Source organism: Rhodococcus sp. 4CII (genome assembly GCF_014256275.1).
Classification (GTDB): Bacteria; Actinomycetota; Actinomycetes; order Mycobacteriales; family Mycobacteriaceae; genus Rhodococcus_F; species Rhodococcus_F wratislaviensis_A.
The window spans coordinates 1,727,924-1,754,297 of sequence record NZ_JACCFE010000002.1 but is presented as its reverse complement, the minus strand read 5'-3'; the positions used below and the strand labels follow the sequence as shown (position 1 = coordinate 1,754,297).

The 26,374-nt window shown below is 67.0% G+C and carries 28 protein-coding genes; 16 read left to right on the top strand and 12 right to left on the bottom strand.

Features of this window, described 5'->3' with window-relative positions; all coding sequences use genetic code 11:
- Positions 1 to 47: 47 nt before the first annotated feature.
- Positions 48 to 1,352 carry an RNA-guided endonuclease TnpB family protein gene (locus tag H0B43_RS09080; RefSeq protein WP_312033856.1) on the top strand — a complete coding sequence of 435 codons (1,305 nt, stop codon included), beginning with the start codon at positions 48 to 50 and terminating at the stop codon, positions 1,350 to 1,352.
- A gap of 201 nt (positions 1,353 to 1,553) precedes the next feature.
- Here the strand turns inward: H0B43_RS09080 and H0B43_RS09075 are convergent, their stop codons facing one another.
- Together H0B43_RS09075 and H0B43_RS09070 are read right to left on the bottom strand one after the other, a co-directional pair.
- Positions 1,554 to 2,096, bottom strand: a complete 543-nt coding sequence (locus H0B43_RS09075) for a DinB family protein (RefSeq protein ID WP_185728217.1) — start codon at positions 2,094 to 2,096, stop codon at positions 1,554 to 1,556.
- Positions 2,097 to 2,232: 136 nt separating this feature from the next.
- Entirely contained in the window at positions 2,233 to 2,814 is a 582-nt protein-coding gene (locus tag H0B43_RS09070) for a hypothetical protein (protein WP_185728218.1), read from the bottom strand.
- 265 nt (positions 2,815 to 3,079) lie between these two features.
- Between H0B43_RS09070 and dnaK the strand changes: the two genes are divergently transcribed.
- Genes dnaK through H0B43_RS09050 form a run of 4 tightly spaced genes read left to right on the top strand, consistent with a single transcriptional unit; the run spans position 3,080 to position 7,170 of the window.
- Positions 3,080 to 4,924 (top strand): molecular chaperone DnaK, encoded by a 1,845-nt coding sequence (gene dnaK, locus H0B43_RS09065; protein WP_185728219.1) that lies wholly within the window; start codon positions 3,080 to 3,082, stop codon positions 4,922 to 4,924.
- Positions 4,921 to 5,556 carry a nucleotide exchange factor GrpE gene (gene grpE / locus H0B43_RS09060; RefSeq protein WP_185728220.1) on the top strand — a complete coding sequence of 212 codons (636 nt, stop codon included), beginning with the start codon at positions 4,921 to 4,923 and terminating at the stop codon, positions 5,554 to 5,556. The genes dnaK and grpE overlap by 4 nt, the downstream gene beginning before the upstream one ends.
- Positions 5,557 to 5,578: 22 nt before the next feature.
- Entirely contained in the window at positions 5,579 to 6,763 is a 1,185-nt protein-coding gene (gene dnaJ, locus H0B43_RS09055) for a molecular chaperone DnaJ (protein WP_185728221.1), read from the top strand.
- A complete protein-coding gene (locus H0B43_RS09050) occupies positions 6,763 to 7,170 on the top strand; it encodes a heat shock protein transcriptional repressor HspR (RefSeq protein ID WP_185728222.1) in 408 nt (135 codons plus the stop codon). The genes dnaJ and H0B43_RS09050 overlap by 1 nt, the downstream gene beginning before the upstream one ends.
- Positions 7,171 to 7,255: 85 nt before the next feature.
- Here the strand turns inward: H0B43_RS09050 and H0B43_RS09045 are convergent, their stop codons facing one another.
- Both H0B43_RS09045 and H0B43_RS09040 read right to left on the bottom strand, forming a co-directional pair.
- Positions 7,256 to 7,402 (bottom strand): hypothetical protein, encoded by a 147-nt coding sequence (locus H0B43_RS09045; RefSeq protein ID WP_185950058.1) that lies wholly within the window; start codon positions 7,400 to 7,402, stop codon positions 7,256 to 7,258.
- A gap of 46 nt (positions 7,403 to 7,448) precedes the next feature.
- The gene (locus H0B43_RS09040; protein ID WP_185728224.1) at positions 7,449 to 7,925 is read right to left on the bottom strand and encodes a hypothetical protein; all 477 of its coding nucleotides are present in this window, start codon (positions 7,923 to 7,925) and stop codon (positions 7,449 to 7,451) included.
- A 282-nt stretch (positions 7,926 to 8,207) separates the two neighbouring features.
- Here H0B43_RS09040 and H0B43_RS09035 point away from each other — a divergent pair, with 282 nt between their 5' ends.
- The 3 genes from H0B43_RS09035 (at position 8,208) to H0B43_RS09025 (ending at position 10,580) form a co-directional block, all read left to right on the top strand.
- The gene (locus tag H0B43_RS09035; protein ID WP_185728225.1) at positions 8,208 to 8,843 is read left to right on the top strand and encodes a response regulator transcription factor; all 636 of its coding nucleotides are present in this window, start codon (positions 8,208 to 8,210) and stop codon (positions 8,841 to 8,843) included.
- A gap of 1 nt (position 8,844) precedes the next feature.
- Positions 8,845 to 10,032, top strand: coding sequence for a sensor histidine kinase (locus H0B43_RS09030; protein ID WP_185728226.1), 1,188 nt, complete (start codon positions 8,845 to 8,847; stop codon positions 10,030 to 10,032).
- A gap of 71 nt (positions 10,033 to 10,103) precedes the next feature.
- Positions 10,104 to 10,580, top strand: a complete 477-nt coding sequence (locus H0B43_RS09025) for a DUF4383 domain-containing protein (RefSeq protein WP_185728227.1) — start codon at positions 10,104 to 10,106, stop codon at positions 10,578 to 10,580.
- On the opposite strand, the gene H0B43_RS09020 is transcribed toward H0B43_RS09025, so the two are convergent.
- The 4 genes from H0B43_RS09020 to H0B43_RS09010 form a co-directional block, all read right to left on the bottom strand.
- On the bottom strand, positions 10,581 to 11,144 hold the full coding sequence (locus tag H0B43_RS09020) for a type 1 glutamine amidotransferase domain-containing protein (protein ID WP_185728228.1): 564 nt from the start codon (positions 11,142 to 11,144) through the stop codon (positions 10,581 to 10,583).
- 20 nt (positions 11,145 to 11,164) lie between these two features.
- On the bottom strand, positions 11,165 to 11,293 hold the full coding sequence (locus H0B43_RS42460) for a hypothetical protein (RefSeq protein WP_282555515.1): 129 nt from the start codon (positions 11,291 to 11,293) through the stop codon (positions 11,165 to 11,167).
- On the bottom strand, positions 11,290 to 11,697 hold the full coding sequence (locus tag H0B43_RS09015; RefSeq protein ID WP_185728229.1) for a ChaB family protein: 408 nt from the start codon (positions 11,695 to 11,697) through the stop codon (positions 11,290 to 11,292). The genes H0B43_RS42460 and H0B43_RS09015 overlap by 4 nt, the downstream gene beginning before the upstream one ends.
- Positions 11,698 to 11,769: 72 nt before the next feature.
- Complete coding sequence (locus H0B43_RS09010; protein ID WP_185728230.1) at positions 11,770 to 12,264, bottom strand: CinA family protein; 495 nt, start codon at positions 12,262 to 12,264, stop codon at positions 11,770 to 11,772.
- 172 nt (positions 12,265 to 12,436) lie between these two features.
- Here H0B43_RS09010 and H0B43_RS09005 point away from each other — a divergent pair, with 172 nt between their 5' ends.
- Both H0B43_RS09005 and H0B43_RS09000 read left to right on the top strand, forming a co-directional pair.
- Positions 12,437 to 14,014 (top strand): AMP-binding protein, encoded by a 1,578-nt coding sequence (locus H0B43_RS09005; protein WP_185728231.1) that lies wholly within the window; start codon positions 12,437 to 12,439, stop codon positions 14,012 to 14,014.
- Positions 14,015 to 14,125: 111 nt separating this feature from the next.
- On the top strand, positions 14,126 to 15,292 hold the full coding sequence (locus H0B43_RS09000; protein ID WP_185728232.1) for an FAD-binding oxidoreductase: 1,167 nt from the start codon (positions 14,126 to 14,128) through the stop codon (positions 15,290 to 15,292).
- A gap of 11 nt (positions 15,293 to 15,303) precedes the next feature.
- On the opposite strand, the gene H0B43_RS08995 is transcribed toward H0B43_RS09000, so the two are convergent.
- Positions 15,304 to 16,056, bottom strand: a complete 753-nt coding sequence (locus tag H0B43_RS08995; RefSeq protein ID WP_185728233.1) for an FAD-binding oxidoreductase — start codon at positions 16,054 to 16,056, stop codon at positions 15,304 to 15,306.
- 59 nt (positions 16,057 to 16,115) lie between these two features.
- Positions 16,116 to 17,336, bottom strand: a complete 1,221-nt coding sequence (locus tag H0B43_RS08990) for a globin domain-containing protein (RefSeq protein WP_213015109.1) — start codon at positions 17,334 to 17,336, stop codon at positions 16,116 to 16,118.
- Positions 17,337 to 17,484: 148 nt separating this feature from the next.
- Between H0B43_RS08990 and H0B43_RS08985 the strand changes: the two genes are divergently transcribed.
- The 6 genes from H0B43_RS08985 to pyrE all read left to right on the top strand — a co-directional run bounded on the left by H0B43_RS08985 (position 17,485) and on the right by pyrE (position 24,553).
- The gene (locus H0B43_RS08985; protein WP_185728235.1) at positions 17,485 to 18,567 is read left to right on the top strand and encodes an alpha/beta hydrolase family protein; all 1,083 of its coding nucleotides are present in this window, start codon (positions 17,485 to 17,487) and stop codon (positions 18,565 to 18,567) included.
- Between the two features lie 166 nt (positions 18,568 to 18,733).
- Positions 18,734 to 21,286: an ATP-dependent chaperone ClpB gene (gene clpB, locus H0B43_RS08980; protein WP_185728236.1), complete on the top strand. Its 2,553-nt coding sequence runs from the start codon at positions 18,734 to 18,736 to the stop codon at positions 21,284 to 21,286.
- 142 nt (positions 21,287 to 21,428) lie between these two features.
- Entirely contained in the window at positions 21,429 to 22,376 is a 948-nt protein-coding gene (locus H0B43_RS08975) for a DUF5666 domain-containing protein (protein WP_185728237.1), read from the top strand.
- 95 nt (positions 22,377 to 22,471) lie between these two features.
- A complete protein-coding gene (locus H0B43_RS08970) occupies positions 22,472 to 23,140 on the top strand; it encodes a hypothetical protein (protein ID WP_252190228.1) in 669 nt (222 codons plus the stop codon).
- Between the two features lie 67 nt (positions 23,141 to 23,207).
- Entirely contained in the window at positions 23,208 to 24,002 is a 795-nt protein-coding gene (locus tag H0B43_RS08965) for an SDR family oxidoreductase (protein ID WP_185728239.1), read from the top strand.
- Between the two features lie 20 nt (positions 24,003 to 24,022).
- On the top strand, positions 24,023 to 24,553 hold the full coding sequence (gene pyrE / locus H0B43_RS08960; protein ID WP_005238397.1) for an orotate phosphoribosyltransferase: 531 nt from the start codon (positions 24,023 to 24,025) through the stop codon (positions 24,551 to 24,553).
- 57 nt (positions 24,554 to 24,610) lie between these two features.
- On the opposite strand, the gene H0B43_RS08955 is transcribed toward pyrE, so the two are convergent.
- Positions 24,611 to 25,873 (bottom strand): MFS transporter, encoded by a 1,263-nt coding sequence (locus H0B43_RS08955; RefSeq protein WP_185728240.1) that lies wholly within the window; start codon positions 25,871 to 25,873, stop codon positions 24,611 to 24,613.
- A 40-nt stretch (positions 25,874 to 25,913) separates the two neighbouring features.
- A complete protein-coding gene (locus H0B43_RS08950) occupies positions 25,914 to 26,354 on the bottom strand; it encodes a MarR family winged helix-turn-helix transcriptional regulator (protein ID WP_185728241.1) in 441 nt (146 codons plus the stop codon).
- Positions 26,355 to 26,374: the final 20 nt, after the last annotated feature.

Here is a 26,374-nt window from a genome sequence, read left to right as displayed (position 1 = left end):
GTCGCCTGAGCTGATTTCTTGTCGTACTCGTATGCGACACTGCGACAGTGCATTTGCGATACAAGTTCCGGATCTATCCGACCCCCGCTCAACAGCTCTCGCTGGCGCGGGCGTTCGGATGCGCACGTGTGGTGTTCAACGATGCGTTGTGTGCCCGCATCGATGCACGGGAATCCGGCTTGCCGTATCCGACCGACGGGCAACTGTCGCGGCGGATCATCACCGAGGCGAAGAAGACACCCGAACGCGCGTGGCTGTCCGAGGTGTCCTCCGTGGTGCTGCAACAGGCATTGGCAGACTTGAATGCCGCATATCGCAATTTCTTTGCGAGTCTCAGTGGGAAGAGGAAGGGCCGAAAGTTCAAGCCGCCGAGGTTCCGGTCGCGCAAAGATAACCGGCAGTCCATCCGGTTCACGCGTAGCGCCGGATTCAAGATCTCCGACGGTCGGAAACTGTCGCTACCGAAGATCGGCAAGATCGAGATCAGGTTGTCTCGGGAGCTGCCCGCAGAGCCGTCGTCGGTGACGATCATCAAGGACGCCTCGGATCGGTACTTCGCATCCTTCGTGGTGCAGACCGTCGGTGAACCCCTGACGGCGGTGGATTCGGAAGTTGGTATCGACCTTGGATTGACCGCGTTTGCGGTGCTCTCGGACGGCACAGTCATCGAGAACCCCCGACTGCTCCGTCGCGCACAACACAGAATCGCCAAGGCCCAGCGAGCGGCGGCCAGGAAACAGAAGGGATCCAACAATCGGCGAAAGACGGTGCGTAGGGTCGCGAGGTTGCACACCAGGATTGCCGATGCACGCAGGGACTTTCGTCATCAGGCTTCAACGCGCATCATCCGCGAGAACCAAGCGGTATACGTAGAGAACCTGGCTGTGAACGGTCTCGCTCGCACGCGGTTGGCAAAATCAGTCCACGACGCCGGCTGGTCAGCATTCGTCTCGATGCTCGAGTACAAGGCGATCCGTCACGAACGCACATTCCATCGAGTCGATCGGTGGTTTCCCTCTACGAAGATGTGTTCGACGTGTGGAACGGTCGGCGAAAGTCTGCCATTGAACGTGCGCGATTGGACGTGTATACGTGGTTCTGTCCACGACCGGGACCACAATGCGGCCAAGAATATCCTCGCGGCGGGACGCGCCGAGAGTCTAAACGCTTGTGGAGCGCGGGTAAGTCCGGCAGCGATGCCGGCACAGCGCGGCGAAGCAGGAACCCGTCGAGACAGCCGACAGGCTGTGGTAGCGAATCCCGGCCCTCGGGTCGCGGAGGACGTCAAAACGACTTTTTCTGGGCAGCAGCACAGCGCGGAGACTGAGCGGAGTGCAACCGTGGTCACGTGACCGAGTTCGGCCCCGGCCCCGGGGTGGGGAACGCTCACCCTGGGGTAGGTGGCCCAGCACCCCGGTTGAGCGGCACGATAGTTCTCACCAGTCGGCGAAAGTTGAACCGCAGGAGGTACGTCAACACCCCAGACCGCCACTGCCGAGACGAGAACGTCTCACCGGAACCCGGACCCGGTGAGGCGTTCTCGTCTGTTCCGGTCAGAACTCCATGCCGGCGTCGGCGCCCATCTGCATGGTGGTGTTTCCGCCGTCGAGCGATTCCCGGATGATGTCGGCGTGACCGGAGTGGTGGCCGGTCTCCCGGATGATGTGGAGCAGGGTGCGGCGGATCGTCCACCACTGCCGCTCGGGTGCCCAGGGGGCGGTCGGCAGGGGGATCAGCACGTCGAGGTCGTCGAGGCCGGCGACGGCGGTCTCCGTCGCGCGGGCCACCTCGGCGTACTCGGCCAGCAGTCCCTCGAGAGTCTCGTCGTCGCGCATGTAGTACTTCTCCATCGCCCACTCCATGTCGAACTCCGCGTTCTCGTCGGGTTCGAGAATGGTTTCGACCCAGTGCTTTTCCGTGTGCAGAACGTGCTTGATCAGTCCGCCGAGCGTCAGGTCGCTGACGGTGGAGCGTTGCCGTGCCTGTGCGTCGTCGATGCCGCGGACGGTGATCAACAGGGTGGCGCGTTGCTCCTGCAGGATCTGGAGGATGTCGGCGCGCTCACCGGTGGCCGTGGACTGCTGTGAAGTGGTCATGAGAAGAACGATAGAAGTGATTGAGGTCAGAAACGGTCCTTATTAGAAGGCCATTCTTCAGGGTTCTCCCGGCCCGCCGCCTCGCCCGATGTGACATCCGTTCAGTCGGATTGCACCGGTGTGACATTGGGCGCCGCTAGGGCGTCGAGTCTCGGCGACTCCGGTGCAGCCACGCGGACACGCCGGGGGCGAACAGGGCGAGTACCCCCACCGCGACCAGGGCGCTGTAGGCGAGCGGCGCCCACTGCAGCACTCCCGCGGTCGCGTCGCCGGCATCGGACAGCAGGGTCCACAGGCCCACCCCGCCGGCAACGCTGAGGGCGCCGACGACGGCGAGGGTGATCTGGCCCGCCGGCTTGCGGGCACGCAGGAGCTGGATCCCGATCAGTCCGAGAAGGATCAGGACGACCGCGATGGCGCCGCAGCCGATCAACGTCAGATTCACCGTGTCGGTGATGTCCGTCGCGGAGTCGCCGGGGTTGTCCGCGGCCACCGACGCCTCGAGGGCGTCGCGCACCGCGCCGAGGTCGAGGGCGATGGCCCCCGCGATTCCGGCGAGGACGACGAACGACCCCACCCATGCGGACAGTGACACCGTGACGGCCTTCGGGGTCGTATCGGTCGGGGCGGCGCGCAGCGGGGTGACCGCGAACTCCGGACGCGGCGGTACGGGTCGCGGCGCTGCCGGCCGGCCTGGCGGCTGTTCGGGTGTCGTCACGCTGCGATCCTATCGAGCGACCGACCCCCGGCGGGCAGACCCGCTCGGGGCCGTGTCCGAAGAAAAGTTCGGGCGCCGGGAACAAATCTCCGCACCCCTCCGTTGAGCCCTACGACAAGATTGAGCGTGCAAGACTCAAGTTCGAATTGACTCGCGACGGTGTCGGAGTGCAAACTTGAGCGGAGGGCGCTCACCAAGCGCCAACATCGCAGTTCAGTCAGAAATAGCCTGCCCACAGGACTGCAAAACGAAAGTGAGGAACACTATGGCTCGTGCCGTCGGTATCGACCTCGGTACAACGAACTCGGTCGTGTCTGTGCTGGAAGGCGGCGAGCCCGTAGTGGTCGCCAACGCCGAAGGTTCACGCACCACCCCGTCGATCGTCGCCTTCGCCAAGAACGGTGAGGTGCTGGTCGGCCAGCCCGCGAAGAACCAGGCGGTCACCAACGTCGACCGCACCATCCGCTCCGTCAAGCGCCACATCGGCACCGACTGGAGCGTGGAGATCGACGGCAAGAAGTACACGCCGCAGGAGATCAGCGCGCGCACGCTCATGAAGCTGAAGCGCGACGCCGAGGCATACCTGGGTGAGGACATCACGGACGCGGTGATCACCGTCCCCGCGTACTTCGAGGACGCGCAGCGTCAGGCCACGAAGGAAGCCGGCCAGATCGCCGGCCTCAATGTCCTGCGCATCGTCAACGAGCCCACCGCGGCCGCGCTGGCCTACGGCCTCGACAAGGGCGACAAGGAACAGACCATCCTGGTCTTCGACCTCGGTGGCGGCACGTTCGACGTCTCCCTGCTGGAAATCGGCGACGGCGTCGTCGAAGTCCGGGCCACGTCCGGCGACAACCACCTCGGTGGTGACGACTGGGACGAGCGGATCGTCACGTGGCTCGTCGACAAGTTCAAGGCTCAGAACGGCATCGACCTGACCAAGGACAAGATGGCCCTCCAGCGTCTCCGTGAGGCTGCCGAGAAGGCCAAGATCGAACTGAGCTCCTCGCAGAGCACGTCGATCAACCTGCCCTACATCACCGTGGACGCGGACAAGAACCCGCTGTTCCTCGACGAGCAGTTGTCCCGCAGCGAGTTCCAGAAGATCACGTCCGATCTCCTCGACCGCACCCGCGCGCCGTTCCAGGCCGTGATCAAGGACAGCGGCATCGCCGTCAAGGACATCGACCACGTCGTGCTCGTCGGTGGTTCCACCCGCATGCCCGCCGTCTCCGATCTGGTGCGCGAGCTGACCGGTGGCCGCGAGCCCAACAAGGGCGTCAACCCGGACGAGGTCGTCGCCGTCGGCGCCGCCCTGCAGGCCGGCGTCCTCAAGGGCGAGGTCAAGGACGTGCTGCTCCTCGACGTCACCCCGCTGTCCCTCGGCATCGAGACCAAGGGTGGCGTAATGACCAAGCTCATCGAGCGCAACACCACCATCCCGACCAAGCGTTCCGAGACCTTCACCACGGCCGACGACAACCAGCCGTCGGTGCAGATCCAGGTGTTCCAGGGTGAGCGCGAGATCGCCTCGCACAACAAGCTCCTCGGCTCGTTCGAGCTGGCCGACCTGCCGCCCGCCCCGCGTGGCGTGCCGCAGATCGAGGTCACGTTCGACATCGACGCCAACGGCATCGTGCACGTGACCGCGAAGGACAAGGGCACGGGCAAGGAGAACACGATCAAGATCCAGGACGGCTCCGGTCTGTCCAAGGAAGAGATCGAGCGCATGGTCAAGGACGCCGAGGCGCACGCCGAGGAAGACAAGGCCCGCCGTGAGGAGGCCGAGGTCCGCAACCAGGCCGAGTCGCTGGTGCACCAGACCGAGAAGTTCATCAAGGACAGCGAGGACAAGGTCCCCGCTGACGTCAAGGAGAAGGTCGAGGCGGCCATCAAGGAAGCCAACGACGCTCTCGCCGGCACCGACATCGCCGCCGTCAAGGCTGCGGTCGAGAAGCTGGCCACCGAGTCGCAGGCCCTCGGCCAGGCGATCTACGAGGCCAGTGCCGCCGAAGAGGCCGCCAACACCGACGGTTCCGGCGCAAGCGGTGCCGACGACGTCGTCGACGCCGAGGTCGTGGACGAGCCGTCCGACTCGGAGAAGAAGTGACGTCCGACAACACCGAGCAGGAACCGGTCACTTTCGTGGACAAGCGGAAGATCGACCCCGAGACCGGTCAGACCCGGGACGCGGAGCCGGTAGTGGAGTCCCTCGCGGGCGCCGCTGCCGCTCCGCAGCCCGACTCGGTGGACGAAGGGGCGCAGCCGGAGACGGACGAGTTGGCGGAGCGCACCGCGGACCTGCAGCGACTGCAGGCCGAGTACGCCAACTATCGTCGCCGCGTCCAGCGCGACAAGCAGTCCGACATCGCGAACGCCAAGGCGTCCGTCGTCGGTGAGCTCATCGCGGTGCTGGACGACCTCGACCGCGCACGCAGCCACGGCGACCTCGACTCGGGGCCGCTGAAAGGTGTGGCGGACAAGCTCACCGGCACCCTCACCTCGCTTGGCCTGAGCGAGTTCGGTGCCGAGGGTGACGCATTCGATCCGGCGCTGCACGAGGCAGTGCAGCACGAGGGCGAGGGTTCCGACCCCGTTCTCGGCACGGTGATGCGAAAGGGCTACAAATTCGGTGATCGCGTCCTGCGGCATGCGATGGTAGCTGTGATCGATCGCACCGGCGACGCCGATGCGAACACCTCCGACGAGGCGGCGACGTCCGCCCGGTCGGAACAAGAGTAAGAGCGAGAGGAGGAGACGCCCAGTGAGCCAGCGGGAGTGGATCGAAAAGGACTTCTACAAGGAGCTGGGCGTCTCGTCCCACGCGTCCGCGGACGAGATCAAGAAGGCGTATCGCAAGCTCGCCCGCGACCTCCATCCCGACGCGAACCCCGGCGACACCAAGGCCGAGGAACGGTTCAAGTCCGTCAGCGAAGCCCACGCCGTGCTGTCCGATCCTGCCAAGCGCAAGGAGTACGACGAGGCGCGGCGCCTGTTTGCCAGCGGTGGGTTCGGTCAGGGCGGCGGCGGATTCAACCCCGGAGCCGGCGGTTTCGGTCAGGGCGGATTCGACATCAACGACCTGTTCGGTGGTGGCGGAGCGGCGGCCGGTGACGGCGGTATCGGCGACATCTTCGGCGGCCTGTTCAATCGCGGCGCGGCCGGCGGCGGCGCGACCCGCACCACCAACCGTCCCCGGCGAGGAAGCGACGTCGAGACGGAGACCACGCTCGAGTTCCGCGAAGCCACGCTGGGAGTCACGGTTCCGCTGCGGCTGACCAGCCCGTCACCGTGCACCACGTGCCACGGCAGCGGGGCGAAACCGGGCACCAGCCCGCGGGTGTGCCCGCGCTGCAACGGAACCGGAATCGTCAGCCGGAACCAGGGCGCGTTCGGGTTCAGTGAGCCGTGCGACGACTGCCGCGGCACCGGCTCCATCATCGACTCCCCGTGCGAGGTCTGCCACGGCAACGGGGTCACCAACCGCACCCGCACCATCACCGTCCGCGTTCCCGCGGGCGTCAGTGACGGACAGAAGATCCGGCTGGCCGGGCAGGGTGAGGCGGGTCTGCGCGGCGCGCCCTCCGGCGACCTGTTCGTGACGGTCCGGGTGAAGCCCGACAAGGTGTTCGGACGCAACGGCGACGACCTCACACTCGTGGTCCCCGTCAGTTACGGTGAGCTCGTGCTCGGAACCACCGTCTCCGTCCCCACCCTGGAAGGGCGGGTCGGCGTGAAGATTCCGGCGGGCACGGCCGACGGCCGGATCCTGCGCGTGCGCGGACGAGGTGTCCCCAAACGCGCCGGCGGCGCCGGTGACCTGCTGGTCACCGTCAAGGTCGCTGTCCCACAGAAGCTCGACGACCCGGCCTCCGAAGCACTGAAGACCTATCTGGAAGCAGAGAAGGCCAGCGGATTCGATCCCAGGGCCGGGTGGGCAGGTGCCTGATGAGCGACACGACCCAGGATCCACGCGAGACCGCCGTTGATCCGGACGCCCAGATCTTCGTGATCTCGGTGGCCGCGGAACTCGCCGGCATGCACGCGCAGACCCTGCGCAACTACGACCGGCTCGGTCTCGTCACCCCGCACCGCACGTCCGGCGGCGGGCGGCGGTACTCGCCGCGGGATGTGGCTCTGCTCCGTGAGGTGCAACGCCTCTCCCAGGACGAGGGCGTCAATCTCGCCGGGATCAAGCGGATCATCGAACTCACCAACCAGGTGGAGGCCCTGCAACATCGGGTTCGCGAGCTCGCGGAGGAGATCTCGAAGGTCCACGCCGGTTACCGGCGCGACCTCGTGCCGATCCCGCGGAGCAACGCACTCGTCGTGTGGAAGCCGCGACACCAGCGCTGACCCGCGCCGTGAACAGACGAACCGATGTCGCACTGGTCCAGACGAAATGAACCAGTGCGACATCGGGCCCCGGCCCCACCCAGGCTTATCGGTCGCGGCTGCCCCAGCGGGGCCCGCGGCGGGTGCGTGTGCGCGGAATGTCCATATCCTCGAGACGTGCCTTGATCTCTTCGGTGGTCCAGAGGGCGCGGGAGAGGGTGGGTGTGGGGGTGTCGGTGACGTTCGTGAACATGTCTTCTGTCTTTCGTCGAGGGTTCGGTGATGGTCGGGTGCGCGGATCAGGGTTGTCCGTACAGGTGGTAGCCGGCGTTCATGTTCGGGTAGCCCGAGTCGATCCAGCTGCTGATGCCGTAGCCGTGGCCGAAGTCGGCGTCCACGCGGGTGCCGTCCACGTCGGTCGTGTTGATGTAGTTGTCGGCGCGGAACACGGCCTGGGCGCCGCCGGCGAGTGAATAGGTGGCGTCGACTTCGACGCCGTTCGGGTCGGTGGAGTATGCCTTCACGATCTCGCTGCTGTGCGGGGCGAGGTAGTCGGACGGCGCCTGGATCCACTGACCGTAGGGGTTCGACCACCCTGCCAGAACCATCGGCAGATCGGTGTCGTTGCTGATCGTCATCGCGATGGTGGGTCCCGATGTCGGCATCGTGCCGGCATTGGCGACCCCGGTGGCGGCGATCGCGAATCCGGTGACGGCCACGGCGGTGGCGGGCAGGGCGATGAAGAGTGCGACGCGGCGGCGGACGTGAGTGCGCATGATGGCTTCTCCTGAGTTCGGGAACGTCGGGGTTCTGACGCTTCTGGGGGTGGAACGTCTGGGGCCGTGGGGGTTTCGGTTTCCGATCTCCCCGCTTTCCGGTATGCATCAACTATGTCGCGAATGAGCGTTGCCGTCTGTCCGCCGACAGGACCGGGACCTGGATGAATTCGCTGTCCCCCGATCGGGGGACAGGGCTCGGCGAAGTGCTCCGCGCGGGCCCGGTCTCGTGAGAAAGTGAGCAATGGACTTCGCCGGGGTCGACACGCATCGGACCGCGCCGTGAGTGCCGTGCGTGTGGTGGTGGGCGACGACCACCCGATCTTCCGGGACGGCGTCGTCCGTGCCCTCGTCGCGAGTGGCGACATCGAGGTGGTCGGCGAGGCCGACGACGGCGCGGCGGCGCTGGCCCTGATCCGCGAACTCGGTCCCGACGTCGCCCTGCTCGACTACCGGATGCCCGAACTGGACGGTTCGCAGGTCGCCGCGGCCGTGCGACAGTCCGAACTCGCCACGCGGGTACTGCTGCTGTCGGCGCACGACGAGTCCGCGATCGTCTACCACGCACTGCAGGAGGGGGCCGCGGGGTTCCTGCCGAAGGAGTCGACGCGAGCCGAGATCGTGAAGGCCGTCCTGGACTGCGCCCAGGGCAGGGACGTCCTGCCCGCCTCCCTTGCCGTCGGACTGGCGGGGGAGGTGCGCCGCCGCCGTGAACCGGCGGGCCCGGTGCTGAGCGGCCGGGAGAAGGAAGTGCTGGCGCTCATCGCGCGGGGCCAGAGCATTCCCACGATCGCCGGCGAACTGTACCTCGCCCCGTCGACGGTGAAGACCCACGTGCAGCGGCTCTACGAGAAACTCGGGGTCAGCGACCGCGCCGCAGCCGTGGCCGAGGCGATGCGCCGCGGTCTGCTGGAGTGACGTGCCCCATCCGTCCCAGAGTCGCGTAGTCCGGCGCTACACCACCGAGGCCGTCCGGGTGACGGCCATCCTGCGGCTACCGCTGATCGGACTGATGGCGCTCCTCGGGCCGGTGATCCACGTGACGCACTGGAAACCCGACGTGTTCGCCGGATTGCTGATCGGGTACGCGGCGATCGCGCTCGGCTGGCTGATCTTCGTACTTGTGCGGGAGGTCGGGCCGTGGGCGGGCTGGGTGTCCACCGCCGCGGACGTCACCGCGGTGGTGGCGTTGTGTATCGCCTCGGGCGGTGCGACTTCGGTGCTGCTGCCGGTGTTCTTCCTGTTGCCGATCTCGGTGGCGTTCCAGTATCGGCCGCGTCTGACGGCGATCGTCGGGGTGTGCACCGCGGTCGGGTATCAGGTGGTGTGGATCATCTACTCGAAACGCGACGACGCGGTGGGCTTCCCGGACGAGGTGTACCTGTACTTCGGGTTCCTGCTGTGGCTCGCGGCCGCGACCACGGCGTTGTCGTACGTGCTGGTCCGGCGCTCGGCAACGGTGATCTCGCTGATGGATGTGCGCAAGCAACTGGTTGCGGAGTCGATGGTCGCCGAGGAACGCGAGCGCAGGCAATTGGCCGAGCACCTCCACGACGGTCCGCTGCAGAATGTGCTCGCCGCCCGGCTCGACGTGGAGGAGGCACTGGAGCGGCACCCGGACGAGATGCTCGACGCCGCCGAATCCGCCCTCCGTGAGACCGCCGCGCAGCTGCGTTCCACCGTCACCACTTTGCATCCGCAGGTGCTCGCGCAACTGGGCCTCAGCGTCGCACTGCGGGAACTCGCGGATCTCTACGAGCGCCGGGGTGAGGTCGAGATGACGGTGAAGCTCGACGAGGTCGGCCACCCGGACAGCCAGGAACTGCTCTACCGGGTGGCGCGGGAACTGCTCACCAACGTGACCAGACATGCCCGCGCCACGAGGATCGAACTCGCGCTCGAGCATGCCGACGGGCGGATCACGTTGACCGTCGCGGACGACGGCGCGGGATTCGATCCGTCCGTCGTTCCGGAACGGGTGGCGCAGGGGCATATCGGACTCGCGTCGAACATCGTGCGGGTCGAGAGCCTGGGTGGCACCTTCGATGTCACGTCCTCGCCCGGTGTGGGCACCCGCGTGGTGGTGACGGTTCCGGAGTCGGGATGACGACACCGGCGGTTGACGTCTTCGCGCACGGGTAATCGGAGGCCAGTCGATCGCGAAGGAAGGGCAGAGCAATGGGTACGCGTGAGTCGTCGCGGACGCAGTCACCGGTACAGATCGCTGCTCTCGTCGTGGGCGCGGTATTCCTCCTGGTCGGGATCCTCGGGTTCGTTCCCGGCATCACGGCAGACTACGACCTGCTCGGCGGCGCCGGGCACCATTCGGGCGCGATGCTGCTGGCAGTTTTCCAGGTTTCGGTGCTGCACAACGTCGTTCACCTGATATTCGGTGTCGCCGGTATCGCGTTTGCCCGGACGGTGCACGCTGCGCGCCTGTACCTGATCGTCGGCGGTGTCATCTATCTCGTTCTGTGGATCTACGGGCTGATCGTCGACCAGGCCAGTGCGGCGAATTTCGTGCCGGTCAACACGGCTGACAATTGGCTGCATTTCGGGCTCGGCGCCGGAATGGTCGCGCTCGGGTTCTTCACGGCGCGGGTCGGGTCTACGCCCGCAACGGACCCGACCCGACCACACTCGCCGATGGACTGATCACCGCGGGTGGCGACCCTCGGCGAATTCCTCGACGATCTTCGCGCAGAACGCGGGCAGGTCGTGCGGGTTGCGGCTCGACACCAAGCCGTTGTCCACCACCACTTCCTCGTCGACGACGGTTCCGCCGGCGTTGCGGATGTCGGTGCGCACGCTGGGATACGAGGTGAGCGTGCGACCGCGGACGACGTCCGCCTCGACCAGGGTCCAGGGTCCGTGGCAGATCACTCCCACCGGTTTGCCGGCATTGACGAAGTCGCGGACGAAGCCGACCGCCGCCCCGTCCATCCGGAGGTGATCGGGGTTCGTGGTGCCGCCGGGCAGGATCAGCGCGTCGAAGTCGGCGACGGACACGTCGCCGACGACGGCATCGACAGGATACGTGCCGGCCTCGTTCACGTCCGACTTCATGGCCTGGATCCTGCCGGGGGACAACGAGATCAGCCGAACCTCCGCGCCGGCGTCCTCCACGGCCTTCCGGGGTTCGACGAGTTCGACTTCCTCGACGCCGTCGGTGGCCAGGATCGCGACCTTCCGACCGCGAAGTGTCTCGGTGGATGTCATGAGTAATTCCTCTCCAGGGATTACGGTTTCAACAGGATCTTCACCGCGCCGTCTTCCCTCTTCTGGAAGATCTCGTACGCGTGCGGGGCACGGTCCAGCGGCAGCTCGTGGGTGGCGAACGAATCGACCTGCCACGTCATGGCTTTCATCGAGCTCTCCGGTTCGTCTTCTCGATGGCCTCGACGAGTTCGTCCTTGGTCATGGTCGACCGGCCGTGAACGTCGAGCCTCTGGGCGATGTGCATCAGATGTTCTTTGCTCGCGTTGGCGTCGACGCCTTCGGCCGTTTCCCCGGAGGCGTCGGGTCCGCCGCTCTTCGCGCGATCGTCCGACGGGCCCTTCTCCTTCTTGGCCTCCCAGTGGTCGCCGACCTTCTCGTAGCTGTGCTTCAAGGCGTCGTACGCGACGCGATGCGCTCGCTCCTCGTCGTCGTACTGGTCCATGGCGGAGTCGTACACCTTGGCGAACGTGCGCTGCGCCTTCTCGGACGACTTCTTCAGAGTTTCCGGGAGTTCGCTCTTCTTCGGCTTGCCGCTGTCGGTCGTCTTCGGCACGGAAATCCTCCTCGGGTGTGACGGTGCCCTTCCGAGCGGTTACCCGACTCGCCGGAATTTACGCGCGCGGATTCACGCGGGCGGCGGAGGTACTCGACCGGGGACGGCGGCCAGCGCCTGCTCGAGCAGCGCCAGGGCGTGCTCGGTGGTGGCGGTCACCACGTCCTGCGGTTCACCTGGGAAACGGCGCATCTCGGTGTCGATCCGGCCGTGGGAGAAGAGCCCGAACCAGACGGTGCCCGGTGGTTGCCCGTCCTGTGGGTCGGGGCCGCCCGCACCGGTCACGGCGACGGCGATGTCGGCGCCGAGCAGTTCCGCGACCGCGCCCGCCATCGCGCGGGCGCTGGGCTCGCTGACGACGGGACCGTCCGGCACCTGCAGAACCCGGTGCTTCACGTCGCTGGAATAGGCGACGACGCTGCCCCGGTACCAGTCGGAGGATGCGGGTGCGGCGCCGAGGAGACACGAGATCTGGCCGCCGGTGAGTGATTCCGCCGTCGCGAGGAAGACGTGTGCGCGGCGCGCCGCCGTCGAGATCCGTTCAGCCACTTTGTCCTGCGGAGTCATGGTTGACACGGTATCGGACGTGCCCGCTCCGGGAGCGCCGATCGCCACCGGCCGTTAGTGGAACAGGTTTCAGTTTTTCCGGTTTCCGGTTAGGGTGTCGGTGACCCAGGACACAGGAAATCCAGGCCGCCGGACCACGCGCCCCGGCGTCGCAGGAGTAGAAGGATTACAGATGACCGACGAGATCGCAGATCTGCATCGACCCGCCTTCGCTGCAGACCTCCTCATCACTGCACTGGAACGCAACACCGACAAGCCGGCGCTCTACCTCGGCGACATCGTCCTCACCGGCGGTGAGATGCGCGATCAGATCAGTTGTTTTGCACAGGCACTGGCTTCGCTCGGGATCGGGAAGGGTACGAGCACCGCCATGCTGTCGAAGAACAGGCCCGAGGTGCTCATCAGTATGGGCGCCACCATGATCTCCGGGTGCCGCGCCAGCGCGCTGAACCCGATGGGCTCGTTCGACGACCACTTGTACATCGTCGGCGACGCCGAGATCCAGACGTTGATCTTCGATCCCGCCGCCTTCGAGGAGCGCGCCGCCGCGCTGGTGGCGCAGTCCCCGTCCATCGAGAACGTGTTGTCGTTGGGACCGTCCGAGGTGGGTACCGACATCCTCGCGCTCGCCGAGACGTTCACCCCGCAACGACTGCGAGCGGCGGACGTGGCCGCCGACGACGACAGCAGCATGGTCTACACCGGCGGCACCACCGGCAAGCCGAAGGGCGTCGTCGGCTCCTATCAGTCCGGTGCAACGCTCAATCAGATCCAGATGGCCGAGTGGCAGTGGCCGGACCAGCCGCGTTTCCTCATCTGCACGCCGCTCTCGCATGCCGGCGCCGCATTCTTCATTCCGACGTTGCTGCGGGGCGGCGCGCTGATCGTGCTGCCCGCGTTCGAGCCCGGCGCCGTCCTCGAGGCGATCGAGAAGCACAAGATCTCGGCCACCATGCTCGTCCCCACGATGATCTACCTGCTGATGGACCATCCCGACCTGCCGAAGCGGGACGTGTCGAGTCTGCAGACACTGTTCTACGGGGCATCGGCGATGTCGCCGGCCCGGCTGCGGGAGGGCATCGAGAAGTTCGGCCAGATCTTCTTCCAGTTCTACGGCCAGACCGAATGCGGAATGACCATCGCGGTGCTGCGGAAGGAGGAGCACGTAGCGGACGACCCCAGCCGGCTCGCGACGTGCGGGCGTCCGGTGCCGTGGCTGAACGTCGCTCTGCTCGACGACGACCTCCGTGAGGTCCCCCAGGGTGAGCTCGGTGAGATCTGCGTCCGCGGCCCGCTGGTCATGAAGGGCTACTGGAAGAAGCCGGACGAGACCGCCGAGGCGTTCCGGGGTGGGTGGCTGCACACGGGCGACGTCGCGCGCAAGGACAAGGACGGTTTCATGACGATCGTCGACCGCAAGAAGGACATGATCGTCACGGGCGGTTTCAACGTGTTCCCGCGGGAGATCGAGGACGTCATCTCGGCGCACCCGGCGGTCGCGTCGGTGGCGGTGGTCGGCGTTCCGGACGAGAAGTGGGGCGAGGCGGTCAAGGCGTGCGTGGTGTTGCGCGCCGGGCAGTCGGTGGACGCCGCGGATCTGGTCGAACGGGTGCGCGCGGCGAAAGGCTCCGTGCACGCCCCCAAATCGATCGACTTCGTCGACACGCTGCCGCTGACCCCGCTCGGAAAATTGGACAAGAAGGCGCTGCGGTCACGCTATTGGTCGAGTGCAGACCGAGCGGTCGGATAGCACGAGCGGAGCGGAAAACAAGGGACCTGGTCTGCGGCGTGGCGTCCCCGCCTATAGTCTGCCCAAGTACTTCGCGGCGGGTCCGCGTTCAGTCGGTGACGAGGATGCGCGGTGGATTCACAGGCAATATCGCTGGTCCGGTCGAGTTTCAAGGCTATCGCGGCCGTGCCGGACGGGCCGCAGACACTCTCGCGGTCCTTCTATGCCCTGTTGTTCGCGCGGTATCCCGAGGCCCGCGACTTCTTCCCCGCGGCCATGGACGAGCAACGCGACCGGCTGATCTCCGCCGTCCAGTACGTGATCGAGCGACTCGAGGAGGAGTCCGGGCAGATCCTCGAATACCTCGCCCAGCTCGGCCGGGACCACCGCAAGTACGGAATCGGCGACGCGCACTACGTCGCCGTCGGCAACTCCCTGATCGCCGCGGTCGAGCAGTTCCCGTCCACCGAACCGTGGACCGACGAACTCGAGCAGGCGTGGCGCGACGTCCTCGCCGTCGTCGCCGCCACCATGATGGATGCGGCCAACGCAGAGAGCGGCCCGCCGGCGTGGGGTGCGACCGTGATCGAGCACCTCCAGGTCCGTAAGGACATCTCGATCATCCGCCTCCAACTCGACGAACCGATGGCGTACACCGCCGGCCAGTTCGTGAGCGTGCAGGTTCCGTCCCGTCCCCGCATGTGGCGGTACCTGTCACCGGCCAACCCGGCCAACGACCAGGGCATCATCGAATTCCACGTCCGCCGCGTCTCGGGTGGCTGGGTCAGTCCCGCCATCGTCACCCAGACGCTCGTGGGTGAGCGGTGGGTGATCGGATCCCCCCTCGGCGACCTCGGGGTCCGCTACGACAACGGTCGCGACATGCTCATGATCGGGTCGGGGACGGGCATCGCCCCGCTGCGGGCGCAGATCCTCCAGATGTCGCAACGCGGCCAGGACCGCAGGGTCCATCTGTTCTTCACCGGTCGATACCCCTGCGACCTCTACGACCTGGGCACCCTGTGGGCGCTCGCGGAGCAGAATCCGTGGCTGACCGTCGTCCCCGTCACCGAGGAGGACGAGGACCCGTGGTGGTACACCGGGCCGGTCAGCTCCACGCTGCCCGGCATGCACCGCAGGCTGACCGGCAAGGTCGGGCAGGTCGTCGCCGACTTCGGAACGTGGGCCGAGCGCGACATCCAACTCGTCGGCTCCGAGGCGATGATCAACACCACCAAGTTCCGGTTGCAGGCGGCGGGAACTCCGCCGGAGAACATCCGGCACGACCCCACCTACTGACCTGGCCCGGCTCAGTACGGGTCGAATTGAATGTTCTCCGTGGGCGTACCCGTGTCGCGGAGGCGGTCGAGGGTGGCGCGGACCATCGCCGCCGAACCGCACACCAGCACCTGGTGCTCGGTGAACGCACCGTATGACGTCACGACGTCGGGCAGCGAGCCCTCGATGAGATCGTCCTCGGTGAACCCCACGTCCACTCTGGTGCGCTCGTACCATTCGTCGGTCCAGTCCGGATCCACGACGTTCTCCACGACGGGAATGACGGTAAGCCACGGCAGATTCTGCAGCAGCAGGTAGAGCATGTCGGACGCGTAGAGGTCGCGCGGCGTCCGATCTCCCGTGAACAGGAACACCCGCGGCGGATTCGGCCTGCGCGACAAGTCCAGGAGGATCGACCGGAACGGGGCCAGGCCGGTGCCGCCGGCGATCATGATGACGTCCGGTCCGTCCTCGTCGACGGTCATCGTGCCGCGGGGTTCGAGGATCTGCCACTGATCGCCGGGCGAGGTTTCCGTGACGATGTCGCCGCTGACCCAGCCGCCCGGGACGGTGCGCACATGGAATTCGAGCTTTCCGTCGCGTGACGGTGGAAGGGCAGGGGAGAGCCTGCGCAGCAGCCGCGGGTTCTGGGGCACGCTCACGTCCACGTACTGTCCCGGCGCGAACGGAACGTAGTCTCCGACCAGGCGGATCACGGCGAGGTCGTGCCGCAGTCGATGATGTTCGACGACAGTGCTGGTCCAGGTGGTCTGCGTGGCGTGCATGGGGCGATGCTCTCCCGACTGTCGAACCGGATTGCGGATGGGCGGCGGCTGGCTGTCTGCTAGATCAGGGGATCGTGCCGGATCAGTTCGAGCGGCGTGCCGCCGCCCTGCAGGGCGTACACGGTGGTCTTGATCATCGCCGGCGAACCGGAGATCTGAATCTGCCGGTCCGCCCACGACCCGAACCGGGCAACGACCCGGCCGAGTTGCCCCTGGAGCCGCTGATGCAACCCCGGCGGCGCCTCGGGGGCGGGCGCCGTGTGCCACCACGGGTCCTCGTCCTCCTCGGACACGGGAACGACGGTCAGCCACGGATTGCTCAGCGACAGATGCCACAGGGTCTCGATGTCGTACAGGTCGCACGGGTACTTGCCGCCCACGAACATGTGCACCCGCGGGTTGGTCGACCGCATCGCCATCTCCATCACCTGCGCGCGCAGCGGGGCGATGCCCGTCCCCGAACCGATCATCAGGACGTCCTGCCCGCTGTCCCGGTCGACCTCGAGCCCACCGAGCGGCGAGCTGAGCAACCAGCGGTCGCCGACCTGCGTCTCGTTCACGATGGCGGGGCTGACCCACCCGCCCGACACGCGTCGCACATGGAACTCGAGTTGTCCGTACGGGTTGGCGGGGATGGCCGGTGACAGGTACCGCCACATCCGGGGCCGCTGCGGGATCGAGGCGCTGAGGTACTGGCCCGCGCCGTAGGGGATGGGGGAGTCGGTCTCGAGCCGGACGACGGCGAGGTCGTCGAGGCGGCGTTCGTGATCGACCACGGTGGCGCCCCACGCGGCGGGCAGGTCGTCGTTGTCGGCCGCGTCGGCCATCGTGTGCAGGAGAAGGTCGAGCAGCTCCGTCCAGGCCGCGGTCAGCGACGGTGTCCAGATGGCCTGTGTGAAGGAACTCCGCACCGCGACGAGCAGCGCGTTGCCGGACGCGAAGTAGTGCCTGCCCTCGACGCCGTACTTCCGGTGGTCACGGCCGAGCTGGCTGAGGAAACCGAGGACGCGATCCGCGTCTTCGAGGTTGTCGATCACGAACTGCAGTGCCTGGAACAGACGGTGACCCTGCTGATCCAGGGCGGCCGGGAAGAGGGCTCGGAAGTGGGGGTGCTCGGCGAACAGGGTGGAATAGAACGTGGTCGTGAGCCGACTGTGTCCCTGGTCGGTGGACACGATCGACGAAAAGCTGGCGCGCAGACGCGAAATCACGAGCGGATCGAGGCAATCTCGTGTCAAGCCGTCCCCTGTTGGCGTGCGTGGTGATGCGAACTCCCGCATTCTAGCCGTCTCTCACGGGGACTTCGGGTTACGGCAACGGCCGGTGCGGGGTTCGACTCGCGCATTTCGGTGGGTCGCTATCGAGCGGTGACCACCGGCAGGGCACGATGTGCATCGAGAATCGGAGCGTGTTACCGAGGGGGGCTCGATGAGAGTTGGCGTTGCGCGGGATCGAGGTCGGTTTCGTGGGGGGATACGCAGCGCTGTTTCGGTTCGCCGGGTTGCCGCTGTCGTGACGGCGGTGGGCACCCTGATGTCGCCCGGTCTCGGAACGGTCGCGTCGGCCGAGCCCCTGGCGACCATCGAATCGATCACCGCCGACGCGGCGCCCGACGGTTCGCGGTTGGTCGGGGTCGCCGCGGTCGGCGACACGCAGATGAACCTCACCGTCCACTCGACCGCCATGGACAAGGACGTCACCGTCCGCGTCATCAGGGCCACGTCGCAGAAGCGCCCGACCGTCTACATGCTGGGCGGCGTCGAGGGCAACTCCGAACGGTTCGGCTGGGAGCAGAAGGCGGACGTCGAGAAGTTCTTCTCCGGCAAGAACGTCAACGTGGTCATCCCGTTCGGCGGGCAGTCCAGTTACTACGCCGACTGGCAGCACGACGATCCGAAGCTGGGGCGGAACAAGTGGCAGACGTTCCTGACGAGAGAACTGCCGCCCATCGTCGACTCGGCGCTGGAGACGAGCGGGAAGAACGCCATCGCCGGGCTGTCCATGTCGGCCACCAGCGTGCTCAACCTCGCGATCTCGAGGCCCGGGCTGTATCAGAGCGTCGGGGCGTACAGCGGCTGCGCGATGACGAGCGACCCGGTGGCGCGCCGGTTCGTCGAGATCACGGTGTCGGACTTCGGCGGAAACCCCGAGAACATGTGGGGTGCGGCCGACGATCCGCTGTGGGCGGCGAACGATCCGTACGTCAACGCCGACAAGCTGCGGGGAACCACCCTCTACATCTCCAACGGCAGCGGGCTGCCGGGACCGTACGACACCCTGGACGCCCGGACCGTCGGCGGCGACCGCCGCGCTCTCGCGACGCAGGTCGTGGTGGGCGGTGTGATCGAGGCCGTCACCAACGACTGCACGATGCGGCTGGCGGAGAAACTCCGTGCCCTGGACATTCCCGCGACGGTCGACCTCCGGCCGGTCGGCACGCACTCGTGGGGGTACTGGCGCGACGACCTCTCCGCGTCGTGGCCGATGATGGCGGCCGCGATCGACGCCTGACTTCTCGCCCCGCGGACCACCGTCGGGCGGGATGATGGGGTGGCGGAAAGTATTCAAAGTTGAGCGGAACAGACTCAACCCTTCGCGCGTTAAGAAGATGACAGCGTCGCCGTGTGTCGCACGGCCCCGGCGGCGAACCGCTCTACAACGCCAGAAGAGGTGACCAGTGGACTCGTTCAATCCGACCACCAAGACCCAGGCCGCGATGACCGCTGCGCTCCAGTCGGCGTCGTCGGCCGGTAATCCCGACATCAGGCCCGCACATCTGCTCGCGGCCCTGCTCGACCAGACCGACGGCATCGCCGCCCCGCTCCTCAAGGCGGTCGGCGTCGACCCCGCCGAGGTTCATCGTGAAGCGCAGAATCTCGTCGACCGGCTGCCCAAGACGACGGGCGCCACGACGACACCACAGCTCGGCCGTGAGGCGCTCGCCGCGCTCACGACCGCGCAGCATCTCGCCACCGAACTCGACGACGAATACGTGTCGACCGAGCACCTCATGGTCGGGTTGGCGACGGGTGAGTCGGACGTGGCCGGGCTCCTGCGGCGGCACGGCGCCACCCCCGAGGCGCTGCGTGACGCGTTCACCACCGTCCGCGGCAGCGCGCGCGTCACCAGCCCGGATCCCGAGGGGACCTACCAGGCCCTCGAGAAGTACTCCACCGATCTCACGGCGGCGGCCCGCAACGGCAAGCTGGACCCCGTGATCGGCAGGGACAACGAGATCCGCCGCGTCGTGCAGGTTCTCAGCCGCCGGACCAAGAACAATCCGGTGCTCATCGGTGAGCCGGGCGTCGGCAAGACCGCGATCGTCGAGGGGCTCGCTCAGCGCATCGTCGCGGGCGACGTTCCGGAATCGCTGCGCGGCAAGTCGGTGATCTCCCTCGACCTCGGTTCGATGGTCGCGGGCGCCAAATACCGCGGCGAGTTCGAGGAAAGGCTCAAGGCCGTCCTCGACGACATCAAGAACTCGGCCGGTCAAGTCATCACGTTCATCGACGAACTCCACACCATCGTCGGTGCGGGTGCGACCGGTGAGTCCGCGATGGACGCCGGCAACATGATCAAGCCGATGCTCGCCCGCGGTGAGCTGAGGCTCGTGGGCGCGACCACGCTCGAGGAGTACCGCAAGTACATCGAGAAGGACGCCGCCCTCGAACGTCGCTTCCAGCAGGTGATGGTGGGCGAACCCTCGGTCGAGGACACGGTCGGCATCCTGCGCGGGCTCAAGGAACGGTACGAGGTGCATCACGGTGTGCGCATCACCGACTCCGCGCTCGTCGCGGCCGCCACGCTCAGCGACCGCTACATCACGTCCCGGTTCCTGCCGGACAAGGCGATCGACCTCGTCGACGAGGCGGCGTCCCGGCTGCGGATGGAAATCGACTCGCGACCCGAGGAGATCGACTCCGTCGAGCGCATCGTCCGACGCCTCGAGATCGAGGAGATGGCGCTGCAGAAGGAATCCGACGCGGCGTCGAAGGACCGGCTCGAGAAACTGCGTCAGGAACTGGCCGACGAACGGGAGAAGCTGAATCAGCTGACCACCCGCTGGCAGAACGAGAAGCAGGCCATCGACTCCGTACGCGGGGTCAAGGAGCAGCTCGAAACCCTGCGAGGCGAGGAGGAACGCGCCGAACGCGACGGCGACCTCGGGCGTGCCGCAGAGCTGCGCTACGGGCGCATCCCGCAGCTCGAGAAGGAACTCGAGCAGGCGGCCCGCGATTCCGGAGCCGCAGCCGACGGCGACGTCATGCTCAAGGAGGAAGTGGGTCCCGACGACGTCGCCGACGTGGTCGCGGCATGGACCGGCATTCCCGCCGGCCGCATGATGGAAGGCGAGACGGCCAAACTGCTGCGGATGGAGTCCGAGCTCGGCAAGCGGGTCGTCGGTCAGGAAGAGGCCGTCGTCGCGGTGTCGGATGCGGTCCGCCGCGCCCGCGCCGGAGTCGCCGACCCCAACCGGCCCACCGGTTCGTTCCTGTTCCTCGGACCCACCGGCGTGGGTAAGACGGAGCTCGCGAAGTCCCTCGCGGACTTCCTGTTCGACGACGAACGCGCCATGGTCCGCATCGACATGTCCGAGTACAGCGAGAAGCACTCGGTGGCCCGGCTCGTCGGCGCCCCGCCCGGATACGTCGGGTACGAGGCGGGCGGTCAGCTCACCGAAGCCGTGCGGCGGCGTCCGTACACCGTGGTGCTGTTCGACGAGGTGGAGAAGGCGCACCCCGACGTCTTCGACATCCTGCTCGCCGTCCTCGACGAGGGTCGCCTGACGGACGGGCAGGGACGCACCGTCGACTTCCGCAACACGATCCTGATCCTCACGTCCAACCTCGGTGCGGGTGGTTCGCGTGAGCAGGTGATGGACGCGGTGCGGCACGCGTTCAAGCCGGAGTTCATCAACCGGCTCGACGACGTCGTGATCTTCGAACCGCTGTCGGAGGAGCAGCTCGAGTCCATCGTGGACATCCAGCTCGCGCAACTGTCGAAGCGGCTGGAGGCGCGCCGACTGACGCTGGACGTGTCCGATTCGGCCCGGTTCTGGCTGGCCGTGCGCGGCTACGACCCCATGTACGGGGCCCGGCCGTTGCGTCGGCTGATCCAGCAGGCCATCGGCGACCAGCTCGCGAAGCTGCTGCTCGCCGGTGAGGTCCAGGACGGCGACACCGTTCCGGTGAAGGTGTCGGAGACCGGGGACGCGCTCGTTCTCGGCTGACACCAACGTGAGTGGCACGGTGTGCTCCGCGCACCGTGCCACTCACCTGTGTTTTCACAGCGATGTCTTAAGTTTCGCCGTTACCCTGGACCGTCCATAACCGCTGGACACCGGCCACACGAACCCGAGGGAGGGGCCGATCATGACGAACCCCGACGACCCGCGCACCCCACAGGAACGCGCGTACGACGGCACCGAGCCGTGGACACCCGACGGTACCGAGTCGTGGACACCCGACGGCACCCAGCCGGATCCCGCCACCCGGGCCTGGTCGAGGCAGGACCAGCGGACCGAGCACCTCGGGTCGCCCGAGCAGCGAACCGAGCACATGGGCCCGGCCGACGAGCGCACCCAGCAGTTCTACACGTCCGACCCGACCGCGGCGTACGGGCAGAACCAGCCGCACCCGACACAGGCTTACCCGACCTACGACCCGCGATACGACCAGCAGGCTCCGCCGCCGAACGCCACGCAGGCGTACCCGACGTACGGCGCCCAGCAATACCCGGGCGGCTACGCGACGGGGCAGTATCCGAACACCGAGTATCCCGGCTATCAGAATCAGCCGGCCGCCGAGACCAGCGTGGAGAAGAAGCCTCGCCGCATCGGCACGTGGATCGCCGCCGCGGCTGCTGCGCTGCTGCTGATCGCCGTCATCGGTTTCGGCGTCGCCCTCTTCACGTCCGCGCCGACCAACTCCTCGAGCACGACGGCAGCGGGCCCCACCACGTCCCGTCCGCCCGCCACCACCGCGCCGCCGAAGACGACGACACCGCCGCCGCCGACCACGTCGGAGTCGCCGCTCGACCAACTACCCGGCGGCATCGGTGAGGCCATCGGTGCGGCGGGCGCCGCGTTCGGAACGATCAGCGCCAACGACGGCTCCACGCTCACCCTCGACGTCATCGGCGGTTCCCAGGTGAGGGTCCAGACGAATGCGCAGACGAATGTGATCGCACTCGACGGCGCCACGGTCGCCGACCTGAAGCCCGGTTTCACCGTCATGGTTCAGGGAACGAAGGTCGAGAACGGCACGATGACGGCCGAGACGATCATCAGCACGGAGCTCCCCAAGCTCGGTGGCAACTGACGATCATGAGTCCGGCGAAAACCGACACGGGGTGTCCGGGTACCGCTTACCCTCGTTACGCCTTCGACTCGCTAGGCTGAACATCGATGACCGGAATGTGGTTTTTGCTGGCGTTGATCGCACTCGCAGGCGCGTGCGCGCTGCTCTATTTCGATCGGTCGCGTCGTGATCAGACGGGCCGGGTGCGGCAGATCTGGGCCAAGGCCCAGGGCTACACGTACGACAACGTCGAAGACCGGCTGCCGGCCCAGTTCCACCGCGCCGCACTGGCCAAGCAGGAGTACCTCAGTGCCATCGACGTCGTGAAGGGCGAACGCCGGGGCGAGGAGTTCATCCTGTTCGACCTCGAGGAGACCGCGACCATCGTCGCGGTGCGCCGCCGGGTGGGTTCGGACGTCGACATCGACCTGCGTCTCAAGTCGACCCCGCCGCCGAAGGATTCGGACCTCGAACTCCTCGGTGCCATCGGTCCGCGCGTGGTGTTCGCCACCGACCTCGAGATCGCCCGCAGGGTCTGCGATCAGCGCATGGTGGCGTTCACCGAGTCGGTGCCGCCGCACGTGAACATGCTGTGGAGCGAACGCGAATGGACTCTCGGTTCGCTGCCCATCGGCAGCAGCGGCCGGGAGTGGGATTCGGCCATCGAGGCCGTCGCCCGGCTGTCCGGCATCCTGCACGTCCTGCCTCCGGTCACGGAGCCGGGCGGACTCGACCGCGGGCATCACGACCCGAGCCGACCGCGACCGGGCGCTCCGCGCCCGTGAGCGACTGACGAGTCCGGAGACTCGCCAACCGCGCACGAGCGCGCAGCGCCTTGCTACCGTCACCGGTATGTCGACGCCCTCCAGTTCCGCCCGACCCGTTGCCCTCGTCACCGGCCCGACTTCGGGGCTGGGTGCCGGTTTCGCGAAAAAGTTCGCTTCTCTCGGTTACGACCTCGTCCTCGTCGCCCGCGACGAGACCCGGCTCCGCGACCTCGCCGACGAGATGAAGGCGTTGTTCGACACCGAATCCGAGATCCTGCAGGCCGATCTGGCGACCGCGGCCGGACGCGAGGAAGTGGCGCAGCGTCTCGGCAAGGGCGTCGAGGTGCTCGTCAACAACGCAGGATTCGGGACCTCGGGTGAATTCTGGACCGCGACGCCGGAACTGTTGCAGTCGCAGTTGGACGTCAACGTCACTGCCGTCATGCAGTTGACCCGCGCGGCGCTGCCCGCCATGATCGCGGCCGCCAACGGCACCGTGCTCAACGTGGCCAGTGTCGCCGGCCTGCTGTCCGGGCGGGGATCCACCTATTCGGCGAGCAAGGCGTACGTCATCTCGTTCTCCGAGGGATTGGCGAACGGGCTGGGCGGCACGGGGGTGCGGATCCAGGCACTGTGCCCGGGATTCATCCGCACCGAGTTCCACGAGCGCGCGGGAATCGAGATGAGCTCGATTCCGAAGCCGATGTGGCTGAGTGTCGACCAGGTGGTCGCGGCCTCGCTGGCGGATCTGGAGAACGGCAAGGTCGTCAGCATTCCCGGACTCCAGTACAAGGTGCTCACGACCGTCGGTCGGCTCGTCCCGAAGAGTCTGGTCCGGAGGTTGACCAACGTGTTCGGCCGGGGGCGTGCCCGCACGTAGGACTGGGTAGGGTTTCGGGCATGAGTGATCGCGAGGATCTGGCCGCGTTGGTGCGTGAGCTGGCTGTTGTGCACGGCAAAGTGACGTTGTCTTCGGGCAAGGAAGCCGACTACTACGTGGATCTGCGCCGCGCCACACTGCATCACGAGGCGGGCCCGCTGATCGGGAAGCTGCTGCGTGAACTGGTGGCGGACTGGGACTTCGATGCCGTCGGCGGGCTGACGATGGGTGCCGACCCGGTTGCGATGGCCGTGATGCACGCACCGGGCAGGCCGATCGATTCGTTCGTGGTGCGCAAGGCGGCCAAGGCGCACGGTATGCAGCGGCAGATCGAGGGCCCGGACGTCGTCGGCAAGCGCGTGCTGGTGGTCGAGGACACGACCACCACGGGCAATTCCCCGCTCACCGCGGTGAAGGCGCTGCGCGACGTCGGGGCGATCGTCGTGGGTGTCGCGACTGTCGTGGACCGGGCGACCGGGGCCGACGAGGTGATCGCGGCCGAGGGTCTCGAGTACCGTTCGCTTCTCGGTCTTCCCGACCTGAACCTCTGACCGCACAGTTGAGTGGCGAAGCGTGCCGGGGCACACTTCGCCACTCACCTGGGGTTGTCAGTCGGCGTCGCCGGCCGTAACGGCCAGCGCTTCCTCGACGCTGTGCGGTTCGGGATCGTGGTCGTCGACGTGTGCGAGGACCGTGCGTCCCGTTGCCAGCACGACGATCGCGGCGGCCGTGCAGGCGGCGCCGACCCAGAACGGCAGATGGATGTTGCTCTCACCGAGCTTGCCCGCGACCCACGGTGCGGCGGCGCCGCCGACGAAGCGGACGAAGCTGTAGGCCGCGGACGCAGTCGACCGCTCGACGGGAGCGGAGATCATCACGGTTTCCGTGATGAGGGTGTTGTTGACACCGAGGAAGAGTCCGGCGAGAACGACCCCGACGATCAGCACGGTCTTGTTGTCGGTGAAGGCGGCCATCATGGCGAGGTCGAGGGCGAACAATGCCAGGGCCACCATCATCATCGGCAGCGTGCCGAAGCGTCGCTGCAGTCGCGGGGCGAGGAACACCGATGCGAGGGCCAGCGCGAGACCCCATCCGAAGAAGATGAATCCGATCGAGTACGTGCCCATGTCCAGCGGGAACGGCGTGTACGCGAGCAGTGTGAAGAAGCCGTAGTTGTAGAGCAGTGCGGTGATCGCGACGGTGAGCAGGCCGCGGTGACGCAGGGCGAGGAACGGTGCGGCGATCGACGTGCGGTGCTCCGGCTTGGGCGCGGACGGCAGCATTACGACGATGAGGATGAACGCGACGGCCATCAGGGCGGCGACGCCGAAGAACGGTGCGCGCCAGCTGATGTTGCCGAGGACCCCGCCGACCAGCGGGCCGACGGCGATGCCGATTCCCAGTGCGGCCTCGTACAGGATGATGGCCCGCGCGACGCCGCCGCTGGCGGCACCGACGATGGCCGCGAGCGCGGTGGCGATGAAGAGGGCATTACCCAGTCCCCATCCGGCGCGGAAGCCGACGATCTGGCCGATGGTGCCGGAGCTGCCGGCCAGTGCCGCGAACACGACGATGACGGCGAGACCGGTGAGAAGGGTCTTCTTGGCGCCGATCCGGCTCGACACCACTCCGGTGATGAGCATCGCGACACCGGTGACCAGCATGTAGCTGGTGAACAGCAGCGACACCTGCGACGGCGTGGCGTCCAGTTGTTCGCCGATGGGCTTGAGGATGGGGTCGACGAGGCCGATGCCCATGAAGGCGATGACGCTGGCGAACGCGACTGCCCACACCGATTTCGGCTGGTGGAGGAGGCTTGGCGGTGCCTCGCTGGATGTGCTGTTCGTGACGGTCGTGGTGCTCACGGCCACCTCCTTCGGGTTACGTCGTGCGGTGGTGTGGTGTGGGTTTTCAGGTGGGGTCCGACGACCGGACGATCGACCGCAGTTCCGACAGGCCCTGCGTCAGTCGTTCGAGTTGCTCGGCTTCGAGGTCCGCGAAGTGCGGGGCGAGTGCGCCCGCGATCTCGTGGCGGGCCACGGTCAGCCAGTTGCGTCCCGAGTCGGTGATGGACACCCGGACTGCCCGGGCGTCGTCGGGGTCGGGCCTGCGGGCTACGTAGCCGCGGTCGGCCAGCTTCTGGAGCAGGGCGGTGGCGGACGGCTGCGAGCATCGGTCGATGCGGGCGAATTCGCTGATGCGAAGTTCGCCGTGGTCGTCGAGCAGGGCGAGGGCCCGTGTCCACGGCCGGGGGTGGTCCTCGGATCCGAAGGAGCTCGCGAGCCTGGTGAATCGGTGAGAATTCGTGACCAGGTCGACGAGCAGGCTCTGCAGCCGGGTGTCGTCGTCCATGGGAAATATATTACATAGGC